This is a genomic window from Chryseobacterium sp. DZ-32 (assembly GCF_059587025.1).
Window position 1 is genome coordinate 25,693 of sequence record NZ_JCAIOM010000023.1, and the last position, 26,031, is coordinate 51,723.

Here is a 26,031-nt window from a genome sequence, read left to right on the forward strand (position 1 = left end):
AAGAATTGAATTTCCAATATACAAAATAACAATTATGAAAAAAACAATTACTTTTTTTACTATTCTCTTATCGATAGTAAATATTCAAGCTCAGGAAAATATTGATTTATTGACCTACGAAAACACACAGGATATTAATTTCTTCAACACTATTAAAAACGGTGCTCAGGTTAAGGAATATATAACAGCGAGTAAAAATAGTGTGAAGGTAGGTGATACTTTAATATTAGGATCTCCAACCTCTGAAGAGCTGAATACAAGGACTTATTCAGGAAGTTATGGAAATAAAGCAAGAGGAGGGATTTCACAATCAAGAAGTACTTCCAAAAAGACTTATGACTTTGTACAAATGGGAAGACCGGCTGGATTTGGAAGTATTATGTCTGCTATGGGTGGTGAAGCACAAAATATGGCAGATATCAGCTTAAAAAATACTAAAGTGATTGTCAGAGAAATAAAAACTTATCATAGAGGCAGCAAAAATAAGCCTTTGTACGTAGTTATGGTTTTGGGAGAAATAAATGACAGAGCTTTTGGAATCAATAAATATTTAAGCGTGATGGATACGGAGCTAGGGATTGAATCTGGTGAAATTCTTTTAAAAAATAGAAAAATGACCAGAGAAGAAGCGATTGCAAAATTAAAAGAAGCAAAAGAACTCGTGGAAATTGATATGATGAGCAAGGAGAAGTTTGAAGAATTGAAAAAAGAACTTGCTCCGATTATTAACAATAATAACTAAGAATTACACTTGTATTGATAGTATGGTCAGCAACTTCCCGGATATTTTAACGAACAAAAAGGATAATGAAAAAAAGCCAGAATTTCGAAATGCACTGTTTAATTTAGACAAAAGCATTATCAACAATGACAATGTAGAACATCTGATTACTATTTACAACTCAGCAAAACAATTAGATATTCGAAATAAAATATTGAAATTGCTATATGATTTTAATTATCCATTATTGAAGGATTTTTTCCTGAATGCCTATAAGAAAGAGCGTTACCTGGATATGAAAATATATGCGTTACGCGGGCTTTCTCATTGTATTGAGGAGAAGGAAATTGCTCAGCTTTTAAAAAAATTTAACCTATCACTGGCTAAAAGACAGCAAACGACACCTTATAACTTTCAGGAGTACGAACTTTTAAAAGGAGGAAATGCTTTGCCGTACTTAGTTGAAAAATATGGTTATCCTTGTTTTACAGAAACATTAGAACAAGTAAACAGACAATACGATGCAATGCCTGATGCTTTTAAAGGGCATTATAGAATTGATGACAATGGAGATATCAAAATGCTGAAAAGCCCGGGAGAATCTAAGGCAATTATGGACAGATTCTGGGAAGAGGAGAGAAGCAAGCTAAAATAACTCATTTAAATTTTAAAAAAAGATTTATCAAATCATCCAAAACATAGGATGATTTTTTTGTGATTTATTAACAATCCCATCATCAAAATAAACTTTATATTCGTAGCATAAATGGCTTTATAAAATTATATCAATTAAACTGAGCCTGAAAACAAAACGTAACCATCTAAAATCTAAGAATTAAATACAGAAAAAATGAGAAACACTATTTATGCTTTGTTATTATTATTTTTATTCACAGGCGCTAATGCTCAGGAATACTCAAAATTAATAATTGAAGCTGATCAATTATACAGGGCAAAAGATTATAAAATGTCTACTGATGTATATGGTAAAGCTTTTAAAATCGAAAGCGAAAATCCAAGTCACTTATATAATGGCGCATGCTCATCTTCCTTGGCAGGAAATACAAAACAAGCATTCAAATGGCTGAACCTATCCATAGATAAAGGCTGGACCAATCTCAAGCACTTAAAATCTGATTCTGATTTGGATAATCTACATTCAAAAAAAGAATGGGGGAAAACAATTGAAAAGCTAGAAAAGAAAATAGCGGTCATAGAAGCCAATTATGACAAACCATTGCAGGCTGAATTACTGGCAATTCTTGAGGAAGACCAAAAATATAGAATGCAAATGGATGAAACGCAAAAAAAATTCGGTCCGCAATCTAAGGAAATGAATGACCTTTGAAAAAAAACAATGCAGAAAGACTCGCTTAACCTGTTAAAAGTAAAAAAAATATTAGATGAAAAAGGCTGGGTGGGTAAAGACAAAGTAGGTGCACAGGCTAATAGTGCCTTATTTCTTGTGATTCAGCATTCAGATCTGGAAACGCAGAAAAAATATCTACCGATGATGAAAGAAGCTGTCACAAAAGGAAATGCAAGTGCCGGTTCTTTAGCGTTGTTAATTGACAGAATAGAAATCCGGGAAGGCAGAAAACAAATATACGGAAGCCAGATAGGAATCAATCAAAGTAATAATACTTACTATGTTTTACCTTTACTAGATCCGGATAATGTAGATAAAAGAAGAACAGAAGTTGGCCTGGGTCCAATCTCTGACTACGTTAAAAACTGGAATTTAGCTTGGGACGTTGAAAAGTACAAAAAAGATTTACCTGAATTAGAAAAATTAAATAAAAAGAATTAAATCAATAGAAAAACTTCTGATCACAGCAGTTTATAATATGGCGGATTAAGGGTGTTAAAATCCTTTAATCCGCCATTTCTAATTAGCACAATCTTGAATAGAGTTGTGTATTACCTGAAAAACCCGATATTAAGATCAGGAGAGCAAAGTAATGAAACCTAAGATGTTCTGTGAATCTTTGAAACCAGAATAATATACAATTTAACATAATATAAATTATAGGATTTTTATTATAAAAAAGAAATAGAGCACTAACTGTCTGAAAATCAGGTATTCTTAAACTTTTTCTACCCAATAGCTTTTAACGAATTCTCGGAACTCTTCTCTGTCGTAAACCTATCCGGAAAATCTCCGGCTTATCGTCATCCAATTCTTTAAAATTTTGGTAAGGATAAAACAAAACGAAAAATTTTATTTCAGAGCTTTTTACAACTCCTCGTAAATATTTTTTCTCTATAAGCCGTACAGCTCTTCATAATATTCTGAATTTTCTCTAAGCGATGTAAAACTCAATTATATAGCTTTTAAAATTCAAATAATTTCGCTGTGCCATTGACCGCGTAGAATCCTTTAATTTTTGATAAAGGAAAAACTTTCCTGGTTCAATTATTTGAAAAAATTAGTTGTGGAGAGCAACCCTTGTCAAGGTTTTGAACCTTGACAAGGGTCTTTAAGGGGGTCTTCGATCATTAATTATAACTTAACTCTTTATATTATGTTAAATTACCCAACAGGAAATTTAGAAGGAAACCCATCATAAAAGTCAGCCCTTACGCTCTTAATATTTGAATCTAATTCCTGAAGTATAGTTTCCATAATGTTCATTTACCCCTTAAAAATACGAAATCTTGTCCCATGACAGTTTTTATTCTGTAAAAACAAAATACCTTTATCCTAACCAAAATAGTACTGATATGAAACCTAAAATGATCTGGGCCAATCTGGCCGTAGCCGACCTTGGACGCACACAGAAATTCTATACTGAACTGGGTTTCAGGCCCAATAATCCACATACATCCAATGAACTGGTAAGTTTTTTTATGGCTGGAAATGAATTTATTATTCACTTTTTCTTACAAACTGTTATTGAAAACAATCTGAAAAGTATGAATTTTGGAGATCCCCACCACTCCAACGAAATCATATTTACCCTTTCTGCAGAAAATAAAAGCCAGGTAGACAATTGGGCTGAAGAAGTTAAAAAAGCTGGCGGAACCATTGTGTCAGAGCCTGAGACTTTTGGAGACAATTACTACGGTTTTGTATTTGCAGATCCGGATGGACATAAGTTTAATATATTTTTTATGTAACCCCTTACAAAAACTAAATAATCAGGCTGAAATACAATTTGCCCGTATATCTCCTCTGTTTTCAGTCAGATAGCATAGTTACTGACTCGATAAAAACGGCTTTTTTGGGAGGTTTTATTGCTTTTTTTATAATTGACTAATATTTAACACTTTGTATGATTTAAAGGTTTAAGTTTTATTTTAAACTTCTGAACTCAAGTGTTTAAAAATGATAGCTTTTATAATTTTGTGGTTTTGTACAGCTTACATACGTTTACTATAAAAACAAAACCGGACACTTAAGTAATTTTAAGTGTCCGGTTTATATCATAAGTTTATGTATTACCCGTTCAATCCCAAACTGTTATACAGCTGCACCTGCCATATTCCCAGTAGTTCTTTAAGCATCACAAAAGTAAATGCTGCGTTATAGCTGTTAGGAAACCAGGTAATTTCCGTATCTATAAAATCTGAAGCTTGCGGAACAGGTTTTACTCCAAATGTCTGAAACAAAGCCACAGACCTTTTCATATGAAAACCGGAAGTTACCAGGTAGACATCAGAAGGAGCCATCTGTTTAAGGATCTTGCTGGAATATTTTGCATTTTCATAGGTATTCATACTTTTGTCTTCTTTGATGATATCAGCATCCGGAACCCCCATGTTTTTAAAATTTTCGCTGAAGAGTTCTGCTTCACTTGTATGTCCTCTCCCCTTTCCTGAAATGACTATTTTACAAGGCAGATTATTTTTCCTGTATTCATGATACAGCTGATAAGCCGTCACCAGTCTGGAATAAGACAATGTATGCAGCTTTTCTGTATGGTTAAAATCTACAATGCCGCCACCCAATACAACGATAACAGGATTCTGAGAAGCCCCATTTTTATTCGCAATAGTATTCACATAACTTTTCTGCAGATATTCTGCGGTGAACTTTCCGAGAAAACCGTTCCCTATAAAAATGATCATTAAAACGGCAACAATGCCAATTCCTATCCGTAGGTTTTTACGCTTGTTTTTTCTTCTTAAAAGTGCAATGATAACCACTGCAAGAAATACTAAGAAATAAGGCTCTGTAAAAAGCTGGATCATACGAAACAAAAGGTCTAATAAAAACTTCATCTTCAAATACTATTATTTAATACCTGCAAACATTAAAAGCCCAAAGATAAAGCAATTTTCTGAGTATAACTTTTTACAGCAGCAGACCATTCCATATAATCAGGATGATTTCGTCTTATTTTTCTTTTGATTTTTTCCATTTATTTTATACATTTGCACACAACACACTTTTTAGTGTGTTAAATTAAAATACCTACCCCAGTGAAAAAGCAGAAAAGTATCACCGTTTTGATGACCGTACTCCATATATTTTTGGAAAGGCATTTTTGTAAAGGAAAAAACAAAAATTCTTCCTCACGTATAAAAAAACGATTTCTACTTTAATAAACTGAAAGCCAAACTGATCTATTCAATTAAAAACAAGAAGAGATCTCACCGATAATTTCCGGACTGTATTTATTACAAAACCTTAATAGATTTACTGTTAAAATTAATGTTGTCTCAATGCAATATGGCCTTTAAAAAAAGTACATTTGCTGAAAACTATAATACAACATCTGTGAAATGTCAACAGTCCTCAAAACATTTGTAGCTTATCTTAAAAGGCCCCCTCTTTATCCTGAACTGGGCAGGAAAATTATCAAAAACACATTCAACAGAAGAAGTCCATCCAAAGGAAAAGCCAGAGCAAATTTCTGGGCTGCATCCATAGCCGTTTCTCAGGAAGAGGTGATCTCCAGACTTTTCTCCAGCAATGCTGATCATTTCAGATCTGCTTATGCCGATATCCTGCAAAAAGCCGGTGTAAAAGAAAAAGAATGCCCTGTTAAAATGGGTGAACATGGTGCGTTGGAGCTTATTTATTATGCATGTGAATTCACCAAAGCACAAAACGTTCTTGAAACCGGAGTGGCTTATGGATGGTCTTCACTGGCTATATTGCTTTCGCTTCAAAAAAGAAACGGTATACTCTATAGTTCAGATATGCCTTTTCTTGCTCAGAATGGAGATCAGTATGCAGGATGTGTTGTTCCTGATCATCTTAAAAAATACTGGAAGTTATTCCGTTTTGCCGATAGAGAATCTCTGCCTAAAATTTTCAAACAGGCTTCCTCTTTTGATGTTTTCCACTATGATTCCGATAAAAGTTACCACGGAAGAATGTGGGCATACCATCAGATCTATAAAAAACTGAGACCTGGCGGAGTGTTTATCAGTGATGATATCGGAGACAATTCTGCGTATCAGGATTTTTGCAACCGAATGAATATCAGCACTTGTGTTGTAGAATATAATGGAAAATATATCGGCATTTTTGTAAAAGAATATATTCCGCTCATCAGAGCTAAATAACGCGATTGATGAGATAAAACTATACTTAATTTAAAAACCATTAAGAAAGCGGTAAGCTGTTAAGGATATGAAGAGAACACAAGACATTCATGAAGCCTTACCGCTCTATTCAAATGCATTCTCAATGAAGGCTGAAGCGAAGCTTATCTTAATCCTCTTAACCTCTTCACACAATCTTAATGGTTCAAAATAAAAAAACTTTAATTTTAAAAATTTAAGCCTCCTGATGGTTTAAAATTATACTTTCACTCATAGCTCACTTCCCTTTCCAAAATAATCTGGTTCCTGCTTACGGTAACCAATATTTTATCTCCTGCCTGAAAGCCACATTGCTGTACCCACTTTCCTGTAATTCTTATTTCGGGAAAGTACACGATTCTGCCATACGCCCTTGAAAACGATTTGAGGAAAACCGTAAGGTTACGATTGTGCAGTTCATTATATTTGCTGCTGTTCATTCTTCTTTTTCTTTTCATCTTTGTTATTTTTCAACAAATGAAGGGATAATAAGAAGAATAAACCATCCGGATAAAGGATATTTTATTCTTAAAGACGGATATTTTAGAATAGTATTTATTTTAAAACAGAGCATTATTTTTTTGTTCTAAAGCTTTATATTTGTTATTATGATTGACACAGATATGCAAAATAAAAAAATACATCAGGGTAGAAATATAAAGCGTTTCCGCGAAATGCTGGGCATCAAACAGGAAGCTCTGGCTTTTGAGCTGGGCGACGACTGGAACCAAAAGAAAATCTCCCTTCTGGAACAAAAAGAAACCGTAGAATCTGATATTCTGGCACAGGTAGCCCGGATTTTGAAAGTTCCCGCGGAAGCGATTGAGAATTTTGATGAAGAACAGGCGGTGAATATTATTTCTAATACTGTCAATAACAATGATAATGCTACAGGTAATTCCTTATACAGTTATCAACCTACCTTTAATCCTATTGATAAAATGGTGGAGCTTTATGAGCGTATGCTGGAGCAGCAGAGGGAAATGATTGAGAAATTGGAGAGGTTGATTGAGAAAAATTAACTAAACTATTTCACAGAAACTAATAACAATGAATCGTATAATATTAATCGGGAATGGTTTTGACCTTGCTCATGGGATGCCAACAAGCTATGGAGACTTCATAGATAACTATTGGGGAAATAAAAGAAAGGAGGTTTTAGACAAAAAATATTATGGTAAGTACTATCAAGATGATAATATTACAATTAAACGGGTTCCATTAGTCTCATACCATGAAGCAGCTAAAGGTGAATCTGAATATAAAAGTCTTTTAACAAGTTTAAAATTTAATAAGGGTTATATAGATTATCAAAATAAATTTCTTGAAATATTAACAGAAAAAAAACATTCCCTAAATTGGGTAGATATTGAAAAGGAATATTATTCTTTGTTAAAAAAGAGTTATAAAGAACGATCTGCACGAAGTTACGATATAAGTAATCTGAATAAACATTTCCAAATTATTGAATCTTTATTAGAAGAATATCTTACAACAATTCAAACAGAATTTAATAAGAATTTTGCAAGTACTGATTATCAGATGTGCTTAAAAAGATCAATACATGAAGTGATATATTCCGATTTTAATTTTAGAGATTTTTCAGAGTTATACATTAATCAATTAACAGAAGAAATTTTTCAGACTGTTTACCCTAATATTAAACATTTAGATTCAAATGATATTAACACCCTAGAACTTGATTTATCAGATCGAGAAAAGAGGTTATATCAAGAGTTAATGAGCTTAGATGATAAAGGGACTAAAACAAAAATTAAAAAACTACTAAAATCAGAGGCATCAGCAAATTACTTTCGATATAGACCGGATGAAGTTTTATTCTTAAACTTTAATTATACATCAACTGAGATTCACTATCATAATCCTCCAATCGATAAAGAATTTGATAATGATATATCAATTGATGTAATACATATCCATGGGATTTTAAATAACAAAATAGATAATAGAATCATCTTTGGTTTTGGAGATGAAATAGATAAAGATTATTTAGAAATTGAAGATCTTGATGACAATGAATATCTTCAAAATATTAAATCTATGAAATATCTTGAAAGCGATTCCTATAAAAGGCTTCTGGACTTTATAAATTCAAATAATTATCAAGTTTTTATATTTGGACACTCTTGTGGGATTTCAGATAGAACTTTACTTAACACTCTTTTTGAACATAAAAACTGTTGTTCTGTTAAACCTTACTATCGCAAAAAAGATAATGGAACGGATAATTACAGTGAAATGATTAGAAATATCTCTAGAAACTTCACAGATAAGGCATCGATGAGAGACAAAGTAGTTAATAAAAAATATACTCAAGCTTTATTTAGCTAATAAAATGGAGAGCATTAAGTTCTCCATTTTTTCTTTTAATAATCAGGTTTTTACTTATTTGATCAAAATTTTTCAAAAAAAACTTGCGTAGCTAAATAACTACACATATATTTGTAGTCAAATAACTACACAATGAATTTAAGAAGAGATGTATTTCAGGCGATAGCAGATCCTACAAGACGGTCTATATTGATGTTGGTGGCGGCACAGTCGATGACAGCAGGAGCCATTGCTTCCAATTTTGATACGGCAAGACCTACCGTTTCAAAGCATCTCCAGATCCTTACAGAGTGCGAACTGCTGAGCTCTGAACAAAACGGCAGAGAAATTATCTATCACCTAAATCCCAATAAAATGAAAGAAATAGCCGATTTTATAGAACCTTTCCGCAAAATGTGGGATGAAAAGTTCAACAAGCTGGAAAGTGTGATGAAAGCGTATCAGAACAGAGAAGCGTGATGCGAAGTGCGAGATACGTGTTTCGGGGTGCAAAGTTCCGAGATCGATTGGATAAATGAATGGCAAATTTAAAATCCAAAATACCTCGAATTTCTTACCTCGAACCTCGCAAACACAAAACCCCGAATCCGCAAAAAACAAACCCCGAAACACGAAACCCGAAACCCGCATCAAACTCTCCCACTCTAACACTCTCAAACCCTCAAACTTAAACACCCAACTCAAAATATGGAACTTAAAACAAAAATCCACGCAGAAGACGGAAAACAGGAAATCTTCATCATCAGAGAATTTGACCTTCCTGTAGAACTTCTTTTCAAGGCATATACAGAAGCTGAACTTTTCGGGCAATGGATGGGAACGAAAGTCACCAAATTCGAAAACAAACCGCACGGAAGCTACCGTTTTGAAACCTTAAATCCTCAGGGCGATGTGGTCTTCAGTGCCAACGGAACCATTCATGATATCGTTCAGAACGAGAAGATTATAAGAACTTTCCAGATGGAAAACACGCCTTTTCCTGCTCAGATCGAGTTTTTAACATTTGAAAAATTAACCGATATCACCAGCAAAATTACCATCCAAACCATTTATAAATCTGTAGACTTCAGAGACCAGCACCTGAAAATGCCATTTGCACAGGGCATTAATATGGCGCATAACCGTTTGCAGGAATTGTTGGGTGGAAGGTAGCAGATTATAGATAAAAGATAATAGACGAAGAGATAATAGACAATGGGCAACAGGGCTCAAATTGTGAACATCAATGTCAATAGTGAGTTTTGCTTTGCAAGTGAATCGTCAATGATCAGTGAAGGATAACAACTTTAAACATCAAACTTTAAACATTAAACCTTGAACCCTTATACTCTCCCACTCTAATACTCTCAAACCCTCCGACATAAATAATCCCGAAACCCAAAACTCTCCCACTCTCAAACCCTCTAACCCAAAAACCCAGAACTATGAATCCAAAAGTTAATTTTTTCTTCGAAAATGCCGGACAATGGCAGGAAGAATTTGAGAAATTAAGAACGATTGCTCTTAGTACAGAACTTACAGAAGATTTAAAATGGGGCTGTCCCTGTTATACTTATGAAGGGAAAAATATTTTCCTGATCCACGGTTTTAAGGAATATTGTGCGCTTCTCTTTTTTAAAGGAGCTTTAATGAAAGACCCGGACCATATCCTGATTCAGCAGTCTAAAAATGTACAGGCGGCCAGACAGATCCGCTTTACAGAGGTAGGGCAAATCAATGATCTGGAAGATGTTCTTCGTGGTTATATGTTTGAAGCCGTTGAAATTGAAGAATCGGGCGCTAAAGTGGAAATGAAGAAAACAAAAGAGTTTGAAATGGCTGAAGAGTTTCAGGAGAAACTGGATCAAAATCCTGCTTTACAGGAAGCTTTCAAAGCACTAACTCCCGGAAGACAAAGAGCTTATCTACTCCACTTTTCTTCTGCCAAACAATCTAAAACCCGCGAAGCCCGCATTGAAAAATGCATTCCACAAATCATGGACGGAATAGGATTAAACGACTAATTATAAAAAAAACAATCATGAACACACCACAACCCTCACAAAAAAGAACAAAAATCATCTATTGGATATTCACCCTATGGATGGCTCTGGGCATGGTTTCAACAGCTATTGTCCAACTGATGAAAAACAAAGATGAACTGGCCAATTTTACCAATCTCGGCTATCCTTCTTATCTGATGACGATCATCGGAGTATGGAAAATTCTTGGCGTTATCGCTATTTTAATTCCTAAGCGTTTGCTTTTAAAAGAATGGGCTTACGCAGGATTTTTCTTTGTGATGTCAGGCGCTGTTATTTCCCACCTTATCGTTGGCGATACAGCCGGCAGAACTTTTCCGGCAGTATTACTATTGGTATTAGTACTTATTTCCTGGTATTTCAGACCTGCAGAAAGAAAAATTACTATCATTGATTAATCATTATGATATTAAAATTTTTTAAACTTTTATTTTGGAACATTAAGATTGTATTAAGCTATTTAGAATATTAAGATGAGCTTCGCTTTAAGCTTAAAGTCAGAATAATTCATCTTAATATTTATCAATTAAATCCTTCTTAATGGTTCAATATATACTGAACATTCTTTGATAGGTTTAAACAGTTTTTATTAAAATCATTTAAGATTAAAAAAGAAAGAAATTTTATCGAAGATAAAATCTTTGCGCCTTTAAACAAGCCATTATTAATAAAATTTGCGTCTTCGCGATTTCCAACAACACCAATCAGCATATCCACATAACAAAACAAAATTTGACATGAAAAAGAAACTAACCCCGGAACAAACCAACGAGCTTTTAAAAACACTAAAAACCCGTTTCGAAAAAAATATGAACCGCCATAAAGACCTGAAATGGGAAAAAATCCAGCAAAAACTGGAAGTCCATCCCGAAAAAATCCGGTCTTTATACGAAATGGAAGCCACAGATGGCGAACCCGACGTGGTAGATTATAATAAAAAAACAGATGAATACTCTTTCGTTGACTGCTCTCCCGAAAGCCCCAAACGCCGAAGCTTATGTTATGATTATCAAGCCTGGGATGCCAGAAAAGCCAACAAACCGGAAAGTAACGTCATCGACACCGCTAAAGAAATGGGTATTGAACTTTTGACAGAAGAACAATACCGTCATCTTCAGGAATTGGGAAAATTTGACCAAAAGACTTCAAGCTGGATCAAAACACCACCGCAGATCCGTGAACTTGGAGGTGCTGTTTTCTGCGACAGACGATACAATACCGTATTTACGTATCACAATGGTGCAGATTCTTATTATGCCGCAAGAGGTTTCAGAGGAATATTAAAAGTATAAGGAGAATAATCAACTGGGATCTCTCAGCCAGGGAGATTCCACACTCCAGAATATAATTTTTACACCCAGATAGTTTTCAGCATATTCTGTAAATTCTTCTTTGGTGAAAGGCTTTTTAGTTTTCGGATTTATATACGTCAAAGTCGGCTCCTGAACAGCCATCGCTACCAGAGAAAGTTTTCCTTTGTACTGATTAAAAAAAGGATAAGAATTTTTCATTTGGGCTTTCTTATCCGGAACAATATCCGGTCCGCCCAGTCCTATATTATTTTGGTAAGCAAAATCGAAAAGTCTTGACATATACTGGTGATCATTTTCCCATTCGCACGGAAAGAAATTGACATATTGCAGAACGTAAGAATGGTGGAAAGCATTTCTTGCAAACTTTAGATTTTCCAATTCGGCCTGAAAATAACGGTCGCAGCTGAAACCTGTCTTATCTTTCTTCATATCAATATCGATCGATGTTTCCGGAAGATTAATCCCCTGAATCTTTCCGTCAAATTTCTTTGCGAGTTCTCCTATCAGCTTCTGAAATCTCATCCGGACAGCTGGATTCCATTGCTGGGCAACCCAGCCGTTTCCAACAGGTTTATTCTCTCCCGGATTATCATATTGAGGTACCAATCCCCCGTTATATTCTTTATCTTTCAATATATAATCAGGAACATATCGCGCCTGTGGCTCAAAAAATCTGTCCTGAAGCTGAATAAACAGTTTTTTGTTAAGGCTCGTCAGATAATTCAGATCTTTCTCAATAACCGAAAAATCATAGACATCTTTTGATTTTTCCAAAGCCTTCCAGTTGTAGACAATCTGTACACCGCCGATATCTTTACGGGTAATCAGTTTTTCAATTCCATGCAGTTCTCCCGAGGAAGTGTAAATATAATTCTGAGGAGTCTGTCCCCCGACAAAACATACACCTAAAATAAATAATCCCAAGCTCAGCACTTTAGTAATCTTTTTCATTACAATCAATTTAAAAAAGTAAATCATTTTCCGTGCCTAAAAACATCAGACATTTTTAAGAGCATTAAAATAGTATTTCATTATGGACAATATTTTTAAGCATTGTTGTCCAATTAGATTAAAATATAATTAACAGGTCGCTCCTCTGGAGCTTTATTATTACGAAGACTTCATTTTTTCTATTAACAGTAGATCCCAATGGGATCAAATTCAGCTCCAATAGGAGCTAACTGTTAATAGGACGTATTTGTTTTAAAATTATAGCTCCAGAGGAGCGACCTGTTAATACATGCTGTAAGTATTGGTAATTTCAATGTATATTTTAATTAATATTTTTCCTTAAAATCCATTTTATGAAATATTAATTTTAACCAAAAAACCATTATCTCTTCATATCCTATTTTTAATATACAAATACTATTATTATTTTAGCAGAATAGAAATTTGATTTTTAACAATGAAGGATATGAAAAAATTAATCTTATTGGGCGCTGTATCAGCTTTTTTAATCAACTGTAATAAGAAAACTGAAGCTCCGGCTCCCAAAGTGGAAGCAGATACCATTGCTGTGGAAGAACCGGTAATTGATACCCTTGGGCCAAAATCGTTCTGTTATATCGGGGTTACAGGAAAAGACAGTGTTTTTGCTTCTATTGATGACAATTTAGGAACAATCACCGGAAAATTATCCTATAAAAACAGTGAAAAAGACAGCTCAAAAGGGGATGTAACAGGTTTCAAATCGGGAGACACCCTGAAACTAACCTATGAATTCAGCTCTGAAGGGAAAAAGAGCAAAAGAGATATCTACTTCCTTCAAAAGGATAATGTTTTGACGGAAGGTATTGGTGATCATAAGGAAGAGGACGGACAAACCAAATATGCTGACGAGAAAAAAATCAGCTATAAAGACGGACAGAAGCTAAGCCCTGCAGACTGTAAAGTCGTCAATGAAGCTTTGAAAAAATAATTCATTATAAAATAAAAAAAGGCTGTCTCGAAAGTCCACTAGTGGATTTTTGAGACAGCCTTTTCATTTTATGCTAGTTCTGTTCAATCATTTCAATAAAACGGTTCACAGCGTCATCTCCTGTACTCCACGAAGTAATAAGACGAATGGCGGAAAAATTTTCATCTACTTTTTTCCAGACATAGAATTCAAATTTTTCAGATAATACCTCTATAAGCTGGTTACTGAGAATAGGAAAAATCTGGTTGGTATAAGTGTCTGAAAGAAATTCAGTTCCTCTTTTTTGCAAAGCTTTCTTAATCTTCATGGCCTGCTGATTGGCATGTTGTGCCAGCTCAAAATACAGATTATCCTTCATCAGCTCTGAAAACTGGATTCCCAACAATCTTCCTTTTGCCAGTAATGCTCCTTTCTGTTTGATATTAAAAGCAAAATCTTCCTGTAGCAAAGGATTATTGATTACAATTGCCTCACCTATTAATGCTCCGTTTTTCGTTCCTCCAAGATAAAAAATATCGGTAAGAGCGGCTACTTTCTCCAGGGTAAGATCACTGATTTCTGCAGTCAGTCCATGACCAAGCCTTGCCCCATCCATAAACAGGTATAATTTATTTTCCTTACAAAATGCAGAAAGTTCTTCCAGTTCTTTTGCCTGATAGATTGTTCCCAGCTCTGTAGAATTGGAAATATAAACCAGTTTAGGCATCACCTGATGCGGTACATTACTGTGTCCCTCTAAAATTGGAACAATATCTGATGGTTTTATTTTACCGTCTGCCGTTTCGATGCTCAGTACTTTATGACCTGTAGCTTCGATAGCTCCCGTCTCGTTATTCAGGATATGGCCTGAAGAGGCAGAAATAACACATTGATAAGGTTTTAAAATAGCAGAAATAACAATTAAATTGGCCTGTGTTCCTCCGGAAACAAAATAAATATCCGAATGCTGATTATTGATTTTTTCCTTAATCAAAGCTTTGGCCTTCAGTGAAAATTCATCTTCGCCATAGCCGGCCTGCTGAACAAGGTTATGCTGTAAAAGTGCCTGTAAGATAGTAGGGTGACAACCCTCAGAATAGTCGTTTTTGAATGAAAATTTCATAGAGTAAAAGTAAAAAAAGTTAAAATAACAAGAGCGAACTTTTCATTTTATTTTGTTAGATTTGTAGTGAAAATCATCTAACATTTTGAGAACAACCCTAACAGAAGAGAATTACCTGAAAGCTTTGTTTCATTTAGTTGACAATGAAGGAAAGGTTACGATTAATGAACTCAGCAAATTTTTGAATGTAAAAATGCCGAGTGTCAATAACATGATGAAGAAATTTGCCGAGAAAAAATGGGTGGTCTATGAGACCTACAAACCCTTGATCGTTACAGAAAGCGGAAGACGTGAAGCTGCGCTGGTGGTTCGTAAACACAGGCTTACCGAAATGTTTCTGGTTAAAAAGATGAATTTCGGCTGGGAAAACGTTCATGAGATTGCAGAACAGCTTGAGCATGTACATTCTCAAATCTTTTTTGATAAAATGGATGAAATTCTGGATCATCCTAAATTCGATCCTCATGGAGAACCTATTCCTGATAAAGATGGGAATATCATTGCCCAGGATCTGCAAAAATTAAGCAGTTGTGAACCGGGAGAGACCGTCACCTTTGCCTCTGTTACCCTTTCCGACGATGCTTTCCTTACCTATCTGAATGACAGGAAATTGCTGCTCAATACAAAAGTGAAAATTGTAAAAATAGAAAGTTTTGATAAATCAATGACGATAGAAATTGAGGGAAAGACAGAAATTTTAAGCAAAAAGGCTGCTGAGAAAATACTCGTAAAGAAATAAATCATTACAACTGAAAAGATAAACCTAACAGGTTTTCATTAAAAAATTCAGACTTTTCAAGAATTTCAACCATTAAGAAATTTAAGGCGAAAAGTATAGTTAAGATGAATCATTCTGATTTTCAGCTTACAGCGAAACTTTACTTATGCTAAACCTAACAGGTTTTAAAAACCTGTTAGGTTTGTCATTTTACCAAAAGCACTATAAAAACTCAACGCTAATATTTTTCAATTTAAAATAATTTAAATCAGTCTGCTCTTTCCTGTATTATTTTGACTTTCTTAGGTTTTATGCTCAACAGAAAAATAGTTGAAATAATAAATATACTTCCAATCCAATCGATTAAAGAGTAAGAAACATTAAGCCAAAGCACCGCTAAGATTGTGGCAGAAAGAGGTTCCATAGACGCAAGAAGACTTGTTTTCTGACCTCCAATGATCTGAACAGCCGACAGATAAAAATAAAAAGCGATCAATGTCCCGAATAGTACAATAAATGCCGTATACCCAAATGTCTGCATGTCCCATACTCCCTGAATATCCCATGGAGCTTTTACAAAACTGAATACGATGCCCGCACAAAACATTCCCCATCCAATGATGAGAGAAGATTTGTATTTTGATAAAAGTTTCACCGGCTGTAATGTATAAACAGCCAATGCAACAGCTGAAGCCAGACCAAAGAACAAAGCTATTCCCGAGACAGAAAGACTGGATGTATCTCCATGAGTTACCAGTAGAAAAGTTCCTAAAACCGCTAAAACAATCGCTGCTATTTCAACCAGAACAGGAACTCTTTTATTTTTAAAAGCAAGATATACAGCAATGATAACAGGTCCTGCATACTGCAGAACAGTTGCAGTAGCAGCATTAGAATATTTTATAGCTGCAAAGTAAGTATATTGAACTGCCAGCATTCCTGTAATGCTGAAAACAACAAGTTGTATAGCGTCTTTTTTATTTTTCCAGATCTCAAAAAGCTCTGTTTTATCTGCAAGTTTTGCATACAGCAAAAGGCATATCCCCGAAATGAGTAAACGTATGGTAATAAGCCATTCAATATTAATACCCCGCTGTTGAAAAAGAAATTGTGCAAATGTCCCGGAAACACCCCAAAATAAAGCAGCTAGTACTGCCAAACAAAAACCTTTTAGTACATTCATAATGATAAATTCTATTTGAAATGCAAAATTGCATCAAATATGACTTGATTTTTCACGAAATTTGAGTATAAATTTGCAATTTTGTTTCATAAAACTCTTTAATTTTGAAAAAATGAATGAACTTGATCAATTTGACCTGCAAATCCTTGAAATTCTGCAAAAGAATAATCTTACTCCACAAAGAGATATTGGAGAACATATAGGGCTATCTGCTGCTGCAGTACAGAGACGAATCAAAAGAATGCGGGAAACGGGAATCGTCAAAGCAGATGTTTCTGTGATTGATACGGAGAAAGTAAAACATTCTGTTACTCTTATTGTAGAAGTTTTTCTTGAAAGAGATAAAATTGACCTGATAGATCAAGCGCAAAGACTATTTACTTCTGCTCCGGAAGTTCAGCAATGTTACTACGTAACGGGAGAATCGGATTTTGTACTGATCATTGTTGTTTCTTCTATGAAAGATTATGAACAGCTTACCCGCAGAATATTTTATGGGAATGATAATATCAAACATTTCAGAACATTAGTCTCCATGAATACAGTAAAATCAGGACTTGAAATTCCAATTAATATGTTGCTATAACATTATAATATGCGGAAGTAATTTTACCTGAAATCGTTAAAAAACGGTTAAACTCTATTTTTAAAAGAGCCGAAAATTTATTTTTACCTAGGTTTGCAAAACTTTCTACAGGCTTTGTCTTTCCGGCAAATACCCAACCTTTAACTATTACTTAAAAAAATTATGAAAAAAAGCATTCCGTTTTTTATTATTTCGATGTTGCTAAGTCCATTGGCAACGGCTCAGACCACTCAGGTAAGAGATTTTGTCATTGAACCACAGATTCAGCCCAATTTTTATATTTATAAAACTTTCGGAGTATTCGGAGGGAAAGAATATTCTACCAATGCGGTTTATCTGGTGACCAAAAAAGGAGTTGTCTTATTCGATGTTCCGTGGCAGAAAACACAGTATCAAAGTCTTTTAGATACTATTCAGAAAAGACATAATCTTCCTGTTATTGCGGTATTTGCCACTCATTCGCATGAAGACAGAGCCGGAGATTTAAGCTTTTATAATAAGAAAGGTATCAAAACCTACGCTACAGCGAAAACCAATGAGTTTTTGAAGAAAGATGGAAAAGCAACTTCTACTGAACTGATTAAAACAGGAAAACCTTACCGCATTGGTGGAGAAGAGTTTATAGTAGATTTTCTTGGGGAAGGACATACTGCGGATAATGTAGTGGTATGGTTCCCGAAATATAAAATACTGGACGGAGGTTGTCTTGTAAAAAGTAAAGCAGCAGCTGATCTTGGCTACACCGGAGAAGCCAATGTTGCAGAATGGCCGAAAACCATGACAAAACTTAAAGACAAATATTCACAGGCAACTTTGATTATCCCCGGACACGATGAATGGAAAGGAGGCGGACACGTAGAACATACACTTGATCTTCTGAATAAAAAATAAATTAGAAGCGCCCTGGCGAATTGCCAGGGCGCTTCGATTTTTAAACCATCATATTAATAATTACTATTTTCTAAAAGTTGTGATACTTTTTCAATTTCTTCCATTGTATTGAAATAATGAGGGGATAAACGGATCGCATGATCTACATTTTTAGAGGTAAAATCTATTAATGCATCCTGTCTGCGGTTTTCCTTAAAAAACACGTTATGATCACTCAAAGCTTTATGAATTTTTTCAACCTTTCCATCTGCCTGGCAGAAAGTTACAATACTGCTTAATCTGTTTCCCTGATCCAACACTCTGAAACCGTAGTTCTGCAGATTGATTCTTAAAGTATCTGCCAACTTGCGGTTATAGCTTTCAATCTGATCCATTCCAATCGCATTGGCATAGCGTAAAGCCTCTGCAAATCCAGCCAAAGCAGCATAAGGTCTTTCAAAAAGTTCAAATCTTTTAGCAGTATCATTGAGCTGAAAATCATCAAATGATGTCCATTGAGCCCCAAAACTATCTAAAAACAGAGGATACATTTTCTGGTTTAATACTTTATCTGAAACATATAAAAATCCTGTCCCTCTAGGTCCTCGCATGAACTTTCTTCCGGTTGCCGTCAGAAAATCACAATGGATTTTTTCTACATCCACTACAATCTGGCCTACTGACTGACAGGCATCCACAAGATATAGAACATCATATTGTTTGCATAACTTCCCCACTCCTTCCACATTTTGAATTAAACCGGAATTGGTCGGAATATGAGTGACAGCAATTAATTTGGGGTTATGTTTTTTAATTAATCTTTCAAAGTCTTCCAGATCCAATTCATGGTCAGGAAGGTTGGCAACCCTTACAATTTCAATATGATATCTTTTCTGCAGAGAAATAAAAGCAATCTGATTGGAGATATAATCATCATTGGTGGTAATGATACAGTCACCTTCTTTAAAATCAATACTGGATAAAGCTTTTGCATATCCATCTGTAGAACTGCTTACAAATGCTATGTTGGAAGGTTTTGCATTAATCAGTTTTGCGGTTTCATCATAAAACCGGTTGATGAGACCTGTGTTTTTAGTTGCGGCTGTATAGCCTCCAAGCTGCTGCTCTTCATATAAAAACTTAATTGTTGCCTCTACAACGGCTTTTGGCATCAGTGATGCGCCTGCACTGTTTAAAAATATCTTATCCGAACATCCCGGAGTCTCCTGTCTTATAACCTCTAAATTCATTTTATCAATCCTTACAACAAATTTACTTTTAATTTTTCCTAAATACGACCATAAAAAATCCCGAATTTTCATCCGGGACTTTATTTTTAATTAATGATTTTAATCTAAAACACTCCAACCTCTTTTTGGGTTCGTGTTCGTGGATACTTCCTGCTCATTAACGATAATATTTTCTTTTCTCTGACCGATATAATCAAGCTCGCTCAGTTTAGAGAAAATAATTTCAAGGCTTCTCAACATCTGTTGAATATAAAGCAATGGTTCACCACAATTATGGTGGTCATAATTCGTTTCTGCTACAATAGAAAGCTGATTTAATAAGGTATGAGGAGCAATCTCACTCCACTCTAAGCTGTAGTTCAGCATTTCCTCCAGTTCTGCCGGAACAAGAAGCTGGGTTGAATTGTATAAATGAAGCGCCAGTCTTGCAAAAGACTCAATTAAAAATACAGGTGGCTGCCAAGGTGTAATATTTCTGAACTGGAAATACATATCACCAAAAGTATTGATCATGGTAGTACACAAAAACTTAACGTTTTGTGCTAACGCTGTATTCTGATTTTTGTGAGAAGCTTTCTGGATAATTTTAAAAGCATACTGCTGAAGGTTTCCAATAGATTTTGCATAGCTGCTGTAATAATCTATCAAAGCCGGATGACTCTGCACAGAAGTACAAGGCGGAATAAAGTTGGAATCAACCTGGGCAATATTTCCTTTTAAATCTACCTTACCGATAATAAGATAATTTCCTCCTGAATAGCTGCTGTTCAAGGATGTTACTGGAAGCAGTTCTATATGATGATTCGGCTGTGCACTTGGGTGGCGTGGTGGAATTTCTTCAGGATCAATATCTCCGAAAGGTACTTTATCAAAAGGATTTACAGAGATCAGGATATAATATTCCCCGTCTGCCTGCTCTTCATTCATTGATTTCGCCAAAGACTTCACACTGATTCTTCTATCCGTAAGTTCAATACGGTATCCAGCCATAGTAACAGCGCTGCAACGCTTGATTACCAGCTGCACGTCGTTGGTTGCCGTATTGTGAACATCAAAAATGGTACGGTCTGTAAATTCATTGGAAATAGGCAGAAGCCCGTAGTTATATGTAGTAATTCCAAGGGAATTGGAATCTCTGATGGTATCGATTAAGAAATTATCCTGATCATTAAGGTGTCTCTGGGAAACTTTCATCCCATCCACCCAATTGATGGCAAAATGTTTAATAGGCTGTATCATGTTTAATACTTTTTAATTTTTTGTGTTATGATTTTCTTGTGACTCCCTCCTCTTCATGCTGAATAACTCTCTTACAAATCACCACTTCATTTTCAGAAATGTTGTTTGTCGTAATGTCGTGGTCGAAATCTATATATTTTCTAAAACTGAAAAACGATTTTTTGGTGTAGAAAATCCAGTAATAAGGCTCATTTCCCTCGTCTGAAAGATGAATAATGGAACCCGGATTTTTATGATTGTAATCATCTACTACCCTGTAGAACCAGTCTCCGAAAGTAACTCCGGTAGGAAGTGTTTTGGCTTTAATTCTGAAACGGTTGGTATCTTCTAATTTTTTGCTCAGTTCAACATTCAGGACCATTAATCTGTCAAAATCGGCACCTTCAAAATCAGGCAGTTTCTGCTCCGGAGAATATCTCCACGTTTTATAAATATCAAAAGGAATGCTGATAAACTGAATATAGCAGTAATAAAAAACCATCGGAACCACAAAGATCACCATACTTGTCGCTGCCATTACAGCATATCCTGTACCTTTACTCATCAGGTTGAAGAGCAGTGTAAAAAGATATCCGCCCAAAGCGATACACGTCAGAGAAAGGATAGATTCAAACAGAATGCTCATTGCCAGAGAATCGATGTGCTTTTTGAAATATTTATGCAGCAGATTCACATGAATAATCCCAAAAATAAGATAGATCACCTGTGCAATAAGATACCAGTACGGATTAAAAAGGTTTCCCGCAAACCCAAAAACACCCGGAATAGCCAGACATAAGCTGCAGAGCAGTACGTATATAATAATTACTTTAATTTTTATCGCAGGCTTATTTCTCCTGATTACACCGAGTATAACCATCATAATAATAGCGATTAAAGGCATTAAGATATACCTTAGAAAAATACCTTTTACTGAAGAAATTTCCATTTGTTTCTTTTCGAATTTATACTTTGTTGGTAGTTGTAAATATAATAAAATAATTTAGAGGAATGTAGAGTATCCAAGGCGGCTGGCATTTCTTTCATCGTCCTCAAGGCTGAATGAATATTCCTTCTTTTCGGTAACAAAATTCTCCTCTACGTCCACTGTTACAGGAAGAAAATAATCATACAGAGCCTGAAGCACATTTCTGAACGGACTTCCCGGAATATATTTCTTCATATCCCCGTAAGGAATAGGACCAATGTTTACCACCCAGTTTCGCTGCCCGTCCATATGAGGTCCGCTTGGAATATAGGTGACGCCCAATCTTGAATTTCCCAGTAACATGGAATTATCATTTTTCTCAATTCCGTCAATAATATTAGGTGAAAAACTTACTTTTACCGGTACCTGCAGAAAAGCAGTCATACATCTTTCAAACCATCTTTTGTCTCCTCTGATCTGATGGAAAAACGGTAAAATATGCATAAAAATATAAGCGTTCTGCTTGTCCAGCATTTTTATAAGAGGCCAAAGCTCACTCACTGTTTCCAGCAAAGAATCTGTATTGCTTGTAATATCAAATTCTGATTCTTTAAGCAAAGCACTTATTTCTGTAAAAAATACTTCCAGCTCAAAAGGCCGGAAAAACTTACGGGCATCATCTTCTACCCTTTTCTGCTTCCGGATTTCTCTTACTACAGTATCTACATTTTTTCTGGAAGCTCCGAGAGACGGCGGATGGAATAAACCTTCCGGAAGATAGTCATAAATGCCTTCCCTGTAAGTCTCTATAGTAAAAACTTCCTCATCAAATCCTAAATAACTGCTTGAAATACTTTTAATATCTTTCAGGTAAGCACGGTCGTTTACGCCCACACGCTCAATGAAGATATTGCTTACCGCACGATGGTATTTCAAGAGGTTTACAGCCACAGCTTCAGCCTTAAAGTCTGTCTGCAGCTTATTGTAATGCATATCTACAATATTATTCTCATACATAGTGTTTCCTCTGATTATGACTTGTAAAGATAATATATCTCATAAGTTTGAAAAAATATTTTTACAACAATTTTATCCTAAAAATAATAATTTATTGACATTAATAGGAATAATTTTCTACAAATTCCGTGAAAATACGGTAAACAGCCTATTTATTTGCTTTTTTAAATTTAAAATTAACTATTCAGAATCAATCGATTAAAGGGTTTTCATTTATCATTTAAGTTCAAGGTTTAAAATTTAAAGTGTAAGGTTGTGATTCAGATTCTAAACTATAATCCGTATTGTTCTCTTCTGTTACCTTTATTACCGGAAAAACCCAAGCGTCAAACCTACTGTAATTGCTTCTTTTATTTAAATTAAATTTTATTAACATCATCATATGGAATAAATTCAGGATAAAGCATGCTCATTCCGAAAGCGGGCCGTATCTTTGCAAACTGAAAATTGTTATTTAAAATGAAAAGTATTTATTCTAAAATTCTGATTTTAGCATTCATGGCCTCTTCACTTTATTCTTATGCGTGGGGATTAACGGGACACAGAGTGATTGCAGACATTGCACAAAACCACCTTTCCCGCAAAGCAAGAAGAGAGATTAAAAAGATCATGGGAAAAGAGCGTCTGGCTTACTGGGCAAACTGGCCGGATTTTATCAAATCTGATACAACAGGCGCATGGAAGCAGGCTTCATCATGGCATTATGTAAACATTGATCCGATGACTGATTTTAAAGCTTTCGAACAAAACTTAAAAGCACAGGCGGGACCAAGCCTTTATACTCAGGTAAATACCCTTTCCAGCCAGATCAAAGATAAAAACACTTCTGAAAAAGACAGAAAAATTGCTTTGATCTTCCTTATTCACATTATGGGAGATCTTGCTCAGCCTCTACACGTAGGAAGAGCTGAAGATTTAGGTGGAAACAAAATCAATGTTACCTATTTCGGGGAAAAAACAAATTTACACTCTGTTTGGGATGGAAAATTAGTAGATTCTCAAAAATACAGCTACACCGAATATTCTAAGCTTTTAGATATCAAATCTAAAGAAGAAGTAGCACAGATTCAGTCCGGAACACTGGAAGACTGGCTGTATGATTCTCACAAAATCGCCAATAAGATCTATGCACAGACTCCAAATGATTCTAAATTAGCTTACGATTACCAGTACAAGTTTAATGAAACGATGGAAAGACAGCTTCTATACGGAGGATTGAGACTGGCAAAAGTATTAAACGAGCTTTTCTAGTTACAAGTTACGGGTTGCAGGTTCATTAACCATAATAGCCTGCAATAGTAATCTTAGATATAAAGACGGGACTTCGGTTTCGTTTTTTTTTGTTTAAAGTTTAAGGTTTAGGATTTAGGATTTAGGATTTAGGATTTAGGATTTAGGGAAATTATAAAGTTTGTAAATGAATTTACCTCTTTTAGAATTTATATTTATTTTTTTAAATGATAAACCAAAACACACAACAATTTAGTTATCAGTTATTTAATCTATTATTAAAAAATCATTAATACATTTTATAGTATACTTTGCACAAAAATATTAAATCCTGTGTAACCTTTTTACCTTTTCATACGTATATATTATAGTAACTCTTTTTTGAGGAAAAAATAAATGAGACAATTAAAAATCACTAAGCAGGTTACCAACAGGGAAACTGCTTCATTAGACAAGTATTTGCAGGAAATTGGTAAAGTGGAACTGATTACTGCGGACGAGGAAGTAGAATTGGCACAAAGAATACGTGCCGGCGACAGAGCCGCACTTGAGAAATTAATCAAAGCCAACCTTCGTTTCGTAGTATCTGTATCTAAGCAATACCAAAATCAGGGTCTTTCTTTACCCGATTTGATCAATGAAGGTAACTTAGGATTAATGAAAGCGGCAAAAAGGTACGATGAAACTAGAGGTTTCAAATTTATCTCTTATGCAGTATGGTGGATCCGTCAATCAATTTTACAGGCATTGGCTGAACAGTCAAGAATTGTAAGATTACCATTGAACAAGATTGGATCTATCAACAAAATCAATAAAGCATACGCTCACCTTGAACAGGAAAATGAAAGACCACCTTCTCCGGAAGAATTGGCTGAAGTTCTTGACATGAGCGAGGAAGATATCAAAGAATCTATGAAAAACTCCGGAAGACACCTGTCTATGGATGCGCCTTTGGTAGAAGGTGAAGATTCTAATCTTTATGATGTATTACGTTCAGGAGAATCTCCAAGTCCTGATAAAGATCTGATGCTTGAATCTTTACAAATTGAGATTGAAAGAGCATTGAATACTTTGACGCCAAGAGAGGCTGATTTAGTAAGATTATACTTCGGACTGAACGGAAAACACCCAATGACTTTAGAGGAAATTGGTGAAACTTTCGATCTTACAAGAGAGAGAGTTCGTCAGATCAAAGAAAAAGCAATTAAGAGACTAAAACACAATACCAGAAGCAAGATCCTTAAATCTTACCTGGGTAAATAATTTTAGCGTAAAAATTTTATAGGCGGAGTCTGTTTTCAGGCTCCGTTTTTTTATGGATGTAACATTTTTCAAAGTTTATTCAACTAATTAAAATCATATCCTTTAATCCACTTGCGTTAGCATTGAAATGATTAACTTTAATAGCTTTGAATATGATGCTGATTTTCAACTAAAACAAAACATACTATGAAAAAAATACTTTTCGCTTCTATCCTTGCCTTGTCTCTATTTTCCTGCAGTGAAAACAAATCGCAGCACGCTCCTGTGGTAGAAAATGCAGTTGACAATGCTGAATCTTCAGTTTCCGGTGCTATTAAAAAAAATACCAGATACTCCTCACGTGAAGGAAATCTTGTTCAGGAAATCTATCTGGAGCTTATAAAAAATGATAAAACTTTACAGGATCTTGACTTAAGAATAGAAAATATTCAAAAGGAAACGGAAACCTCCATTTCGGAATATGATGATGTTATTCAAAAATCGGAAACATACTATAATGATGCGACTGTATTATCCGGTTCCATTACAGATTCCATTACCAAGAAACAAATTGAAAAAGAGATAAAAGCAAGCGCTGAAAAATATGATGTAAAAACACAGACGATCAGAGACCTCATCGCCAAAATAAAAGCAAACAGGACCACACTTCATGATCAATACCTTGTATTCAAAATCAGAAAAACACTTCCTGAAATTGAAAAATATCAAAAGGCCCATCCTCTGAAAACAGACAGTCTCAATCAATTTATCAATAAGCAGAATAAACTGCTGGAAGAGCTGAAAAATCTGAAATAAAATTATAA

At 34.9% G+C, this 26,031-nt stretch carries 29 protein-coding genes; 20 read left to right on the forward strand and 9 right to left on the reverse strand.

All coding sequences use genetic code 11. The features are described 5' to 3' along the window. Positions 1-34 precede the first annotated feature (34 nt). The 5 genes from AC59HC_RS20445 to AC59HC_RS20465 all read left to right on the forward strand — a co-directional run bounded on the left by AC59HC_RS20445 (position 35) and on the right by AC59HC_RS20465 (position 3,841). Entirely contained in the window at positions 35-742 is a 708-nt protein-coding gene (locus AC59HC_RS20445; RefSeq protein WP_496559251.1) for a hypothetical protein, read from the forward strand. Positions 743-764: 22 nt separating this feature from the next. Further along, positions 765-1,376 (forward strand): hypothetical protein, encoded by a 612-nt coding sequence (locus tag AC59HC_RS20450; protein WP_429814464.1) that lies wholly within the window; start codon positions 765-767, stop codon positions 1,374-1,376. 195 nt (positions 1,377-1,571) lie between these two features. Then, on the forward strand, positions 1,572-2,069 hold the full coding sequence (locus AC59HC_RS20455; protein ID WP_496559252.1) for a TPR end-of-group domain-containing protein: 498 nt from the start codon (positions 1,572-1,574) through the stop codon (positions 2,067-2,069). Between the two features lie 9 nt (positions 2,070-2,078). Continuing rightward, positions 2,079-2,531, forward strand: a complete 453-nt coding sequence (locus AC59HC_RS20460) for a DUF6624 domain-containing protein (protein WP_496559253.1) — start codon at positions 2,079-2,081, stop codon at positions 2,529-2,531. Positions 2,532-3,445: 914 nt separating this feature from the next. After that, complete coding sequence (locus tag AC59HC_RS20465; protein ID WP_496559254.1) at positions 3,446-3,841, forward strand: VOC family protein; 396 nt, start codon at positions 3,446-3,448, stop codon at positions 3,839-3,841. A gap of 321 nt (positions 3,842-4,162) precedes the next feature. Here AC59HC_RS20465 and AC59HC_RS20470 read toward each other — a convergent pair whose 3' ends face one another. After that, positions 4,163-4,945, reverse strand: a complete 783-nt coding sequence (locus AC59HC_RS20470) for a YdcF family protein (protein WP_496559255.1) — start codon at positions 4,943-4,945, stop codon at positions 4,163-4,165. 504 nt (positions 4,946-5,449) lie between these two features. On the opposite strand from AC59HC_RS20470, the gene AC59HC_RS20475 reads away from it, so the two are divergent. Next, positions 5,450-6,238 carry an O-methyltransferase gene (locus tag AC59HC_RS20475; RefSeq protein WP_496559256.1) on the forward strand — a complete coding sequence of 263 codons (789 nt, stop codon included), beginning with the start codon at positions 5,450-5,452 and terminating at the stop codon, positions 6,236-6,238. Positions 6,239-6,483: 245 nt separating this feature from the next. On the opposite strand, the gene AC59HC_RS20480 is transcribed toward AC59HC_RS20475, so the two are convergent. Then, positions 6,484-6,714, reverse strand: coding sequence for a SymE family type I addiction module toxin (locus AC59HC_RS20480; protein WP_228406585.1), 231 nt, complete (start codon positions 6,712-6,714; stop codon positions 6,484-6,486). A gap of 150 nt (positions 6,715-6,864) precedes the next feature. On the opposite strand from AC59HC_RS20480, the gene AC59HC_RS20485 reads away from it, so the two are divergent. The 7 genes from AC59HC_RS20485 to AC59HC_RS20515 all read left to right on the forward strand — a co-directional run bounded on the left by AC59HC_RS20485 (position 6,865) and on the right by AC59HC_RS20515 (position 11,921). Further along, complete coding sequence (locus AC59HC_RS20485) at positions 6,865-7,278, forward strand: helix-turn-helix transcriptional regulator (RefSeq protein ID WP_496559257.1); 414 nt, start codon at positions 6,865-6,867, stop codon at positions 7,276-7,278. A 28-nt stretch (positions 7,279-7,306) separates the two neighbouring features. After that, positions 7,307-8,608 carry an AbiH family protein gene (locus AC59HC_RS20490; protein WP_496559258.1) on the forward strand — a complete coding sequence of 434 codons (1,302 nt, stop codon included), beginning with the start codon at positions 7,307-7,309 and terminating at the stop codon, positions 8,606-8,608. A 132-nt stretch (positions 8,609-8,740) separates the two neighbouring features. After that, the gene (locus tag AC59HC_RS20495) at positions 8,741-9,067 is read left to right on the forward strand and encodes an ArsR/SmtB family transcription factor (RefSeq protein ID WP_496559259.1); all 327 of its coding nucleotides are present in this window, start codon (positions 8,741-8,743) and stop codon (positions 9,065-9,067) included. A 228-nt stretch (positions 9,068-9,295) separates the two neighbouring features. After that, positions 9,296-9,760, forward strand: coding sequence for an SRPBCC domain-containing protein (locus tag AC59HC_RS20500; RefSeq protein WP_496559260.1), 465 nt, complete (start codon positions 9,296-9,298; stop codon positions 9,758-9,760). A 272-nt stretch (positions 9,761-10,032) separates the two neighbouring features. Then, the gene (locus tag AC59HC_RS20505; protein WP_202840578.1) at positions 10,033-10,611 is read left to right on the forward strand and encodes a YdeI/OmpD-associated family protein; all 579 of its coding nucleotides are present in this window, start codon (positions 10,033-10,035) and stop codon (positions 10,609-10,611) included. A 17-nt stretch (positions 10,612-10,628) separates the two neighbouring features. Beyond that, positions 10,629-11,027: a DoxX family protein gene (locus tag AC59HC_RS20510; RefSeq protein ID WP_202840580.1), complete on the forward strand. Its 399-nt coding sequence runs from the start codon at positions 10,629-10,631 to the stop codon at positions 11,025-11,027. A gap of 339 nt (positions 11,028-11,366) precedes the next feature. Beyond that, a complete protein-coding gene (locus tag AC59HC_RS20515; RefSeq protein WP_202840582.1) occupies positions 11,367-11,921 on the forward strand; it encodes a DUF4256 domain-containing protein in 555 nt (184 codons plus the stop codon). A 9-nt stretch (positions 11,922-11,930) separates the two neighbouring features. Here the strand turns inward: AC59HC_RS20515 and AC59HC_RS20520 are convergent, their stop codons facing one another. Next, positions 11,931-12,893: a hypothetical protein gene (locus AC59HC_RS20520; protein WP_496559261.1), complete on the reverse strand. Its 963-nt coding sequence runs from the start codon at positions 12,891-12,893 to the stop codon at positions 11,931-11,933. A gap of 466 nt (positions 12,894-13,359) precedes the next feature. Between AC59HC_RS20520 and AC59HC_RS20525 the strand changes: the two genes are divergently transcribed. Continuing rightward, positions 13,360-13,863 (forward strand): hypothetical protein, encoded by a 504-nt coding sequence (locus AC59HC_RS20525; RefSeq protein ID WP_496559262.1) that lies wholly within the window; start codon positions 13,360-13,362, stop codon positions 13,861-13,863. 73 nt (positions 13,864-13,936) lie between these two features. Here the strand turns inward: AC59HC_RS20525 and AC59HC_RS20530 are convergent, their stop codons facing one another. Next, positions 13,937-14,965 (reverse strand): threonine aldolase family protein, encoded by a 1,029-nt coding sequence (locus AC59HC_RS20530; RefSeq protein WP_496559263.1) that lies wholly within the window; start codon positions 14,963-14,965, stop codon positions 13,937-13,939. Between the two features lie 85 nt (positions 14,966-15,050). Between AC59HC_RS20530 and AC59HC_RS20535 the strand changes: the two genes are divergently transcribed. Further along, a complete protein-coding gene (locus tag AC59HC_RS20535) occupies positions 15,051-15,704 on the forward strand; it encodes a metal-dependent transcriptional regulator (RefSeq protein WP_202840590.1) in 654 nt (217 codons plus the stop codon). 247 nt (positions 15,705-15,951) lie between these two features. Here the strand turns inward: AC59HC_RS20535 and AC59HC_RS20540 are convergent, their stop codons facing one another. Then, entirely contained in the window at positions 15,952-16,866 is a 915-nt protein-coding gene (locus tag AC59HC_RS20540) for a DMT family transporter (protein ID WP_202840592.1), read from the reverse strand. A 112-nt stretch (positions 16,867-16,978) separates the two neighbouring features. Here AC59HC_RS20540 and AC59HC_RS20545 point away from each other — a divergent pair, with 112 nt between their 5' ends. Next, on the forward strand, positions 16,979-17,452 hold the full coding sequence (locus AC59HC_RS20545; protein ID WP_202840594.1) for an Lrp/AsnC family transcriptional regulator: 474 nt from the start codon (positions 16,979-16,981) through the stop codon (positions 17,450-17,452). Positions 17,453-17,614: 162 nt separating this feature from the next. Then, positions 17,615-18,343 (forward strand): IND family subclass B1 metallo-beta-lactamase, encoded by a 729-nt coding sequence (gene blaIND / locus AC59HC_RS20550; protein WP_343641709.1) that lies wholly within the window; start codon positions 17,615-17,617, stop codon positions 18,341-18,343. A gap of 53 nt (positions 18,344-18,396) precedes the next feature. Here blaIND and AC59HC_RS20555 read toward each other — a convergent pair whose 3' ends face one another. The 4 genes from AC59HC_RS20555 to AC59HC_RS20570 form a co-directional block, all read right to left on the reverse strand. Continuing rightward, entirely contained in the window at positions 18,397-19,572 is a 1,176-nt protein-coding gene (locus AC59HC_RS20555) for an aminotransferase class V-fold PLP-dependent enzyme (RefSeq protein ID WP_496559264.1), read from the reverse strand. 99 nt (positions 19,573-19,671) lie between these two features. Continuing rightward, positions 19,672-20,811, reverse strand: coding sequence for a hypothetical protein (locus tag AC59HC_RS20560; protein ID WP_110011563.1), 1,140 nt, complete (start codon positions 20,809-20,811; stop codon positions 19,672-19,674). A 25-nt stretch (positions 20,812-20,836) separates the two neighbouring features. Beyond that, positions 20,837-21,739, reverse strand: a complete 903-nt coding sequence (locus tag AC59HC_RS20565; RefSeq protein ID WP_110011562.1) for a TssN family type VI secretion system protein — start codon at positions 21,737-21,739, stop codon at positions 20,837-20,839. Positions 21,740-21,793: 54 nt separating this feature from the next. Next, the gene (locus AC59HC_RS20570; RefSeq protein WP_202840599.1) at positions 21,794-22,735 is read right to left on the reverse strand and encodes a type VI secretion system baseplate subunit TssG; all 942 of its coding nucleotides are present in this window, start codon (positions 22,733-22,735) and stop codon (positions 21,794-21,796) included. Positions 22,736-23,194: 459 nt separating this feature from the next. On the opposite strand from AC59HC_RS20570, the gene AC59HC_RS20575 reads away from it, so the two are divergent. The 3 genes from AC59HC_RS20575 to AC59HC_RS20585 all read left to right on the forward strand — a co-directional run bounded on the left by AC59HC_RS20575 (position 23,195) and on the right by AC59HC_RS20585 (position 26,023). Further along, positions 23,195-23,986, forward strand: coding sequence for a S1/P1 nuclease (locus tag AC59HC_RS20575; RefSeq protein ID WP_110011560.1), 792 nt, complete (start codon positions 23,195-23,197; stop codon positions 23,984-23,986). A gap of 375 nt (positions 23,987-24,361) precedes the next feature. Next, on the forward strand, positions 24,362-25,228 hold the full coding sequence (locus tag AC59HC_RS20580) for a sigma-70 family RNA polymerase sigma factor (protein ID WP_002979276.1): 867 nt from the start codon (positions 24,362-24,364) through the stop codon (positions 25,226-25,228). Positions 25,229-25,414: 186 nt separating this feature from the next. Further along, positions 25,415-26,023 (forward strand): hypothetical protein, encoded by a 609-nt coding sequence (locus AC59HC_RS20585; protein WP_120231317.1) that lies wholly within the window; start codon positions 25,415-25,417, stop codon positions 26,021-26,023. Positions 26,024-26,031 lie beyond the last annotated feature (8 nt).

Bases quoted from the DNA above. Each gene is read 5' to 3' on its own strand.
- AC59HC_RS20445 (WP_496559251.1), top strand. From the start codon at position 35: ATGAAAAAAACAATTACTTTTTTTACTATTCTCTTATCGATAGTAAAT.
- AC59HC_RS20450 (WP_429814464.1), top strand. From the start codon at position 765: ATGGTCAGCAACTTCCCGGATATTTTAACGAACAAAAAGGATAATGAA.
- AC59HC_RS20455 (WP_496559252.1), top strand. From the start codon at position 1,572: ATGAGAAACACTATTTATGCTTTGTTATTATTATTTTTATTCACAGGC.
- AC59HC_RS20460 (WP_496559253.1), top strand. From the start codon at position 2,079: ATGCAGAAAGACTCGCTTAACCTGTTAAAAGTAAAAAAAATATTAGAT.
- AC59HC_RS20465 (WP_496559254.1), top strand. From the start codon at position 3,446: ATGAAACCTAAAATGATCTGGGCCAATCTGGCCGTAGCCGACCTTGGA.
- AC59HC_RS20470 (WP_496559255.1), bottom strand. From the start codon at position 4,945: ATGAAGTTTTTATTAGACCTTTTGTTTCGTATGATCCAGCTTTTTACA.
- AC59HC_RS20475 (WP_496559256.1), top strand. From the start codon at position 5,450: ATGTCAACAGTCCTCAAAACATTTGTAGCTTATCTTAAAAGGCCCCCT.
- AC59HC_RS20480 (WP_228406585.1), bottom strand. From the start codon at position 6,714: ATGAAAAGAAAAAGAAGAATGAACAGCAGCAAATATAATGAACTGCAC.
- AC59HC_RS20485 (WP_496559257.1), top strand. From the start codon at position 6,865: ATGATTGACACAGATATGCAAAATAAAAAAATACATCAGGGTAGAAAT.
- AC59HC_RS20490 (WP_496559258.1), top strand. From the start codon at position 7,307: ATGAATCGTATAATATTAATCGGGAATGGTTTTGACCTTGCTCATGGG.
- AC59HC_RS20495 (WP_496559259.1), top strand. From the start codon at position 8,741: ATGAATTTAAGAAGAGATGTATTTCAGGCGATAGCAGATCCTACAAGA.
- AC59HC_RS20500 (WP_496559260.1), top strand. From the start codon at position 9,296: ATGGAACTTAAAACAAAAATCCACGCAGAAGACGGAAAACAGGAAATC.
- AC59HC_RS20505 (WP_202840578.1), top strand. From the start codon at position 10,033: ATGAATCCAAAAGTTAATTTTTTCTTCGAAAATGCCGGACAATGGCAG.
- AC59HC_RS20510 (WP_202840580.1), top strand. From the start codon at position 10,629: ATGAACACACCACAACCCTCACAAAAAAGAACAAAAATCATCTATTGG.
- AC59HC_RS20515 (WP_202840582.1), top strand. From the start codon at position 11,367: ATGAAAAAGAAACTAACCCCGGAACAAACCAACGAGCTTTTAAAAACA.
- AC59HC_RS20520 (WP_496559261.1), bottom strand. From the start codon at position 12,893: ATGAAAAAGATTACTAAAGTGCTGAGCTTGGGATTATTTATTTTAGGT.
- AC59HC_RS20525 (WP_496559262.1), top strand. From the start codon at position 13,360: ATGAAAAAATTAATCTTATTGGGCGCTGTATCAGCTTTTTTAATCAAC.
- AC59HC_RS20530 (WP_496559263.1), bottom strand. From the start codon at position 14,965: ATGAAATTTTCATTCAAAAACGACTATTCTGAGGGTTGTCACCCTACT.
- AC59HC_RS20540 (WP_202840592.1), bottom strand. From the start codon at position 16,866: ATGAATGTACTAAAAGGTTTTTGTTTGGCAGTACTAGCTGCTTTATTT.
- AC59HC_RS20545 (WP_202840594.1), top strand. From the start codon at position 16,979: ATGAATGAACTTGATCAATTTGACCTGCAAATCCTTGAAATTCTGCAA.
- blaIND (WP_343641709.1), top strand. From the start codon at position 17,615: ATGAAAAAAAGCATTCCGTTTTTTATTATTTCGATGTTGCTAAGTCCA.
- AC59HC_RS20555 (WP_496559264.1), bottom strand. From the start codon at position 19,572: ATGAATTTAGAGGTTATAAGACAGGAGACTCCGGGATGTTCGGATAAG.
- AC59HC_RS20560 (WP_110011563.1), bottom strand. From the start codon at position 20,811: ATGATACAGCCTATTAAACATTTTGCCATCAATTGGGTGGATGGGATG.
- AC59HC_RS20565 (WP_110011562.1), bottom strand. From the start codon at position 21,739: ATGGAAATTTCTTCAGTAAAAGGTATTTTTCTAAGGTATATCTTAATG.
- AC59HC_RS20570 (WP_202840599.1), bottom strand. From the start codon at position 22,735: ATGTATGAGAATAATATTGTAGATATGCATTACAATAAGCTGCAGACA.
- AC59HC_RS20575 (WP_110011560.1), top strand. From the start codon at position 23,195: ATGAAAAGTATTTATTCTAAAATTCTGATTTTAGCATTCATGGCCTCT.
- AC59HC_RS20580 (WP_002979276.1), top strand. From the start codon at position 24,362: ATGAGACAATTAAAAATCACTAAGCAGGTTACCAACAGGGAAACTGCT.
- AC59HC_RS20585 (WP_120231317.1), top strand. From the start codon at position 25,415: ATGAAAAAAATACTTTTCGCTTCTATCCTTGCCTTGTCTCTATTTTCC.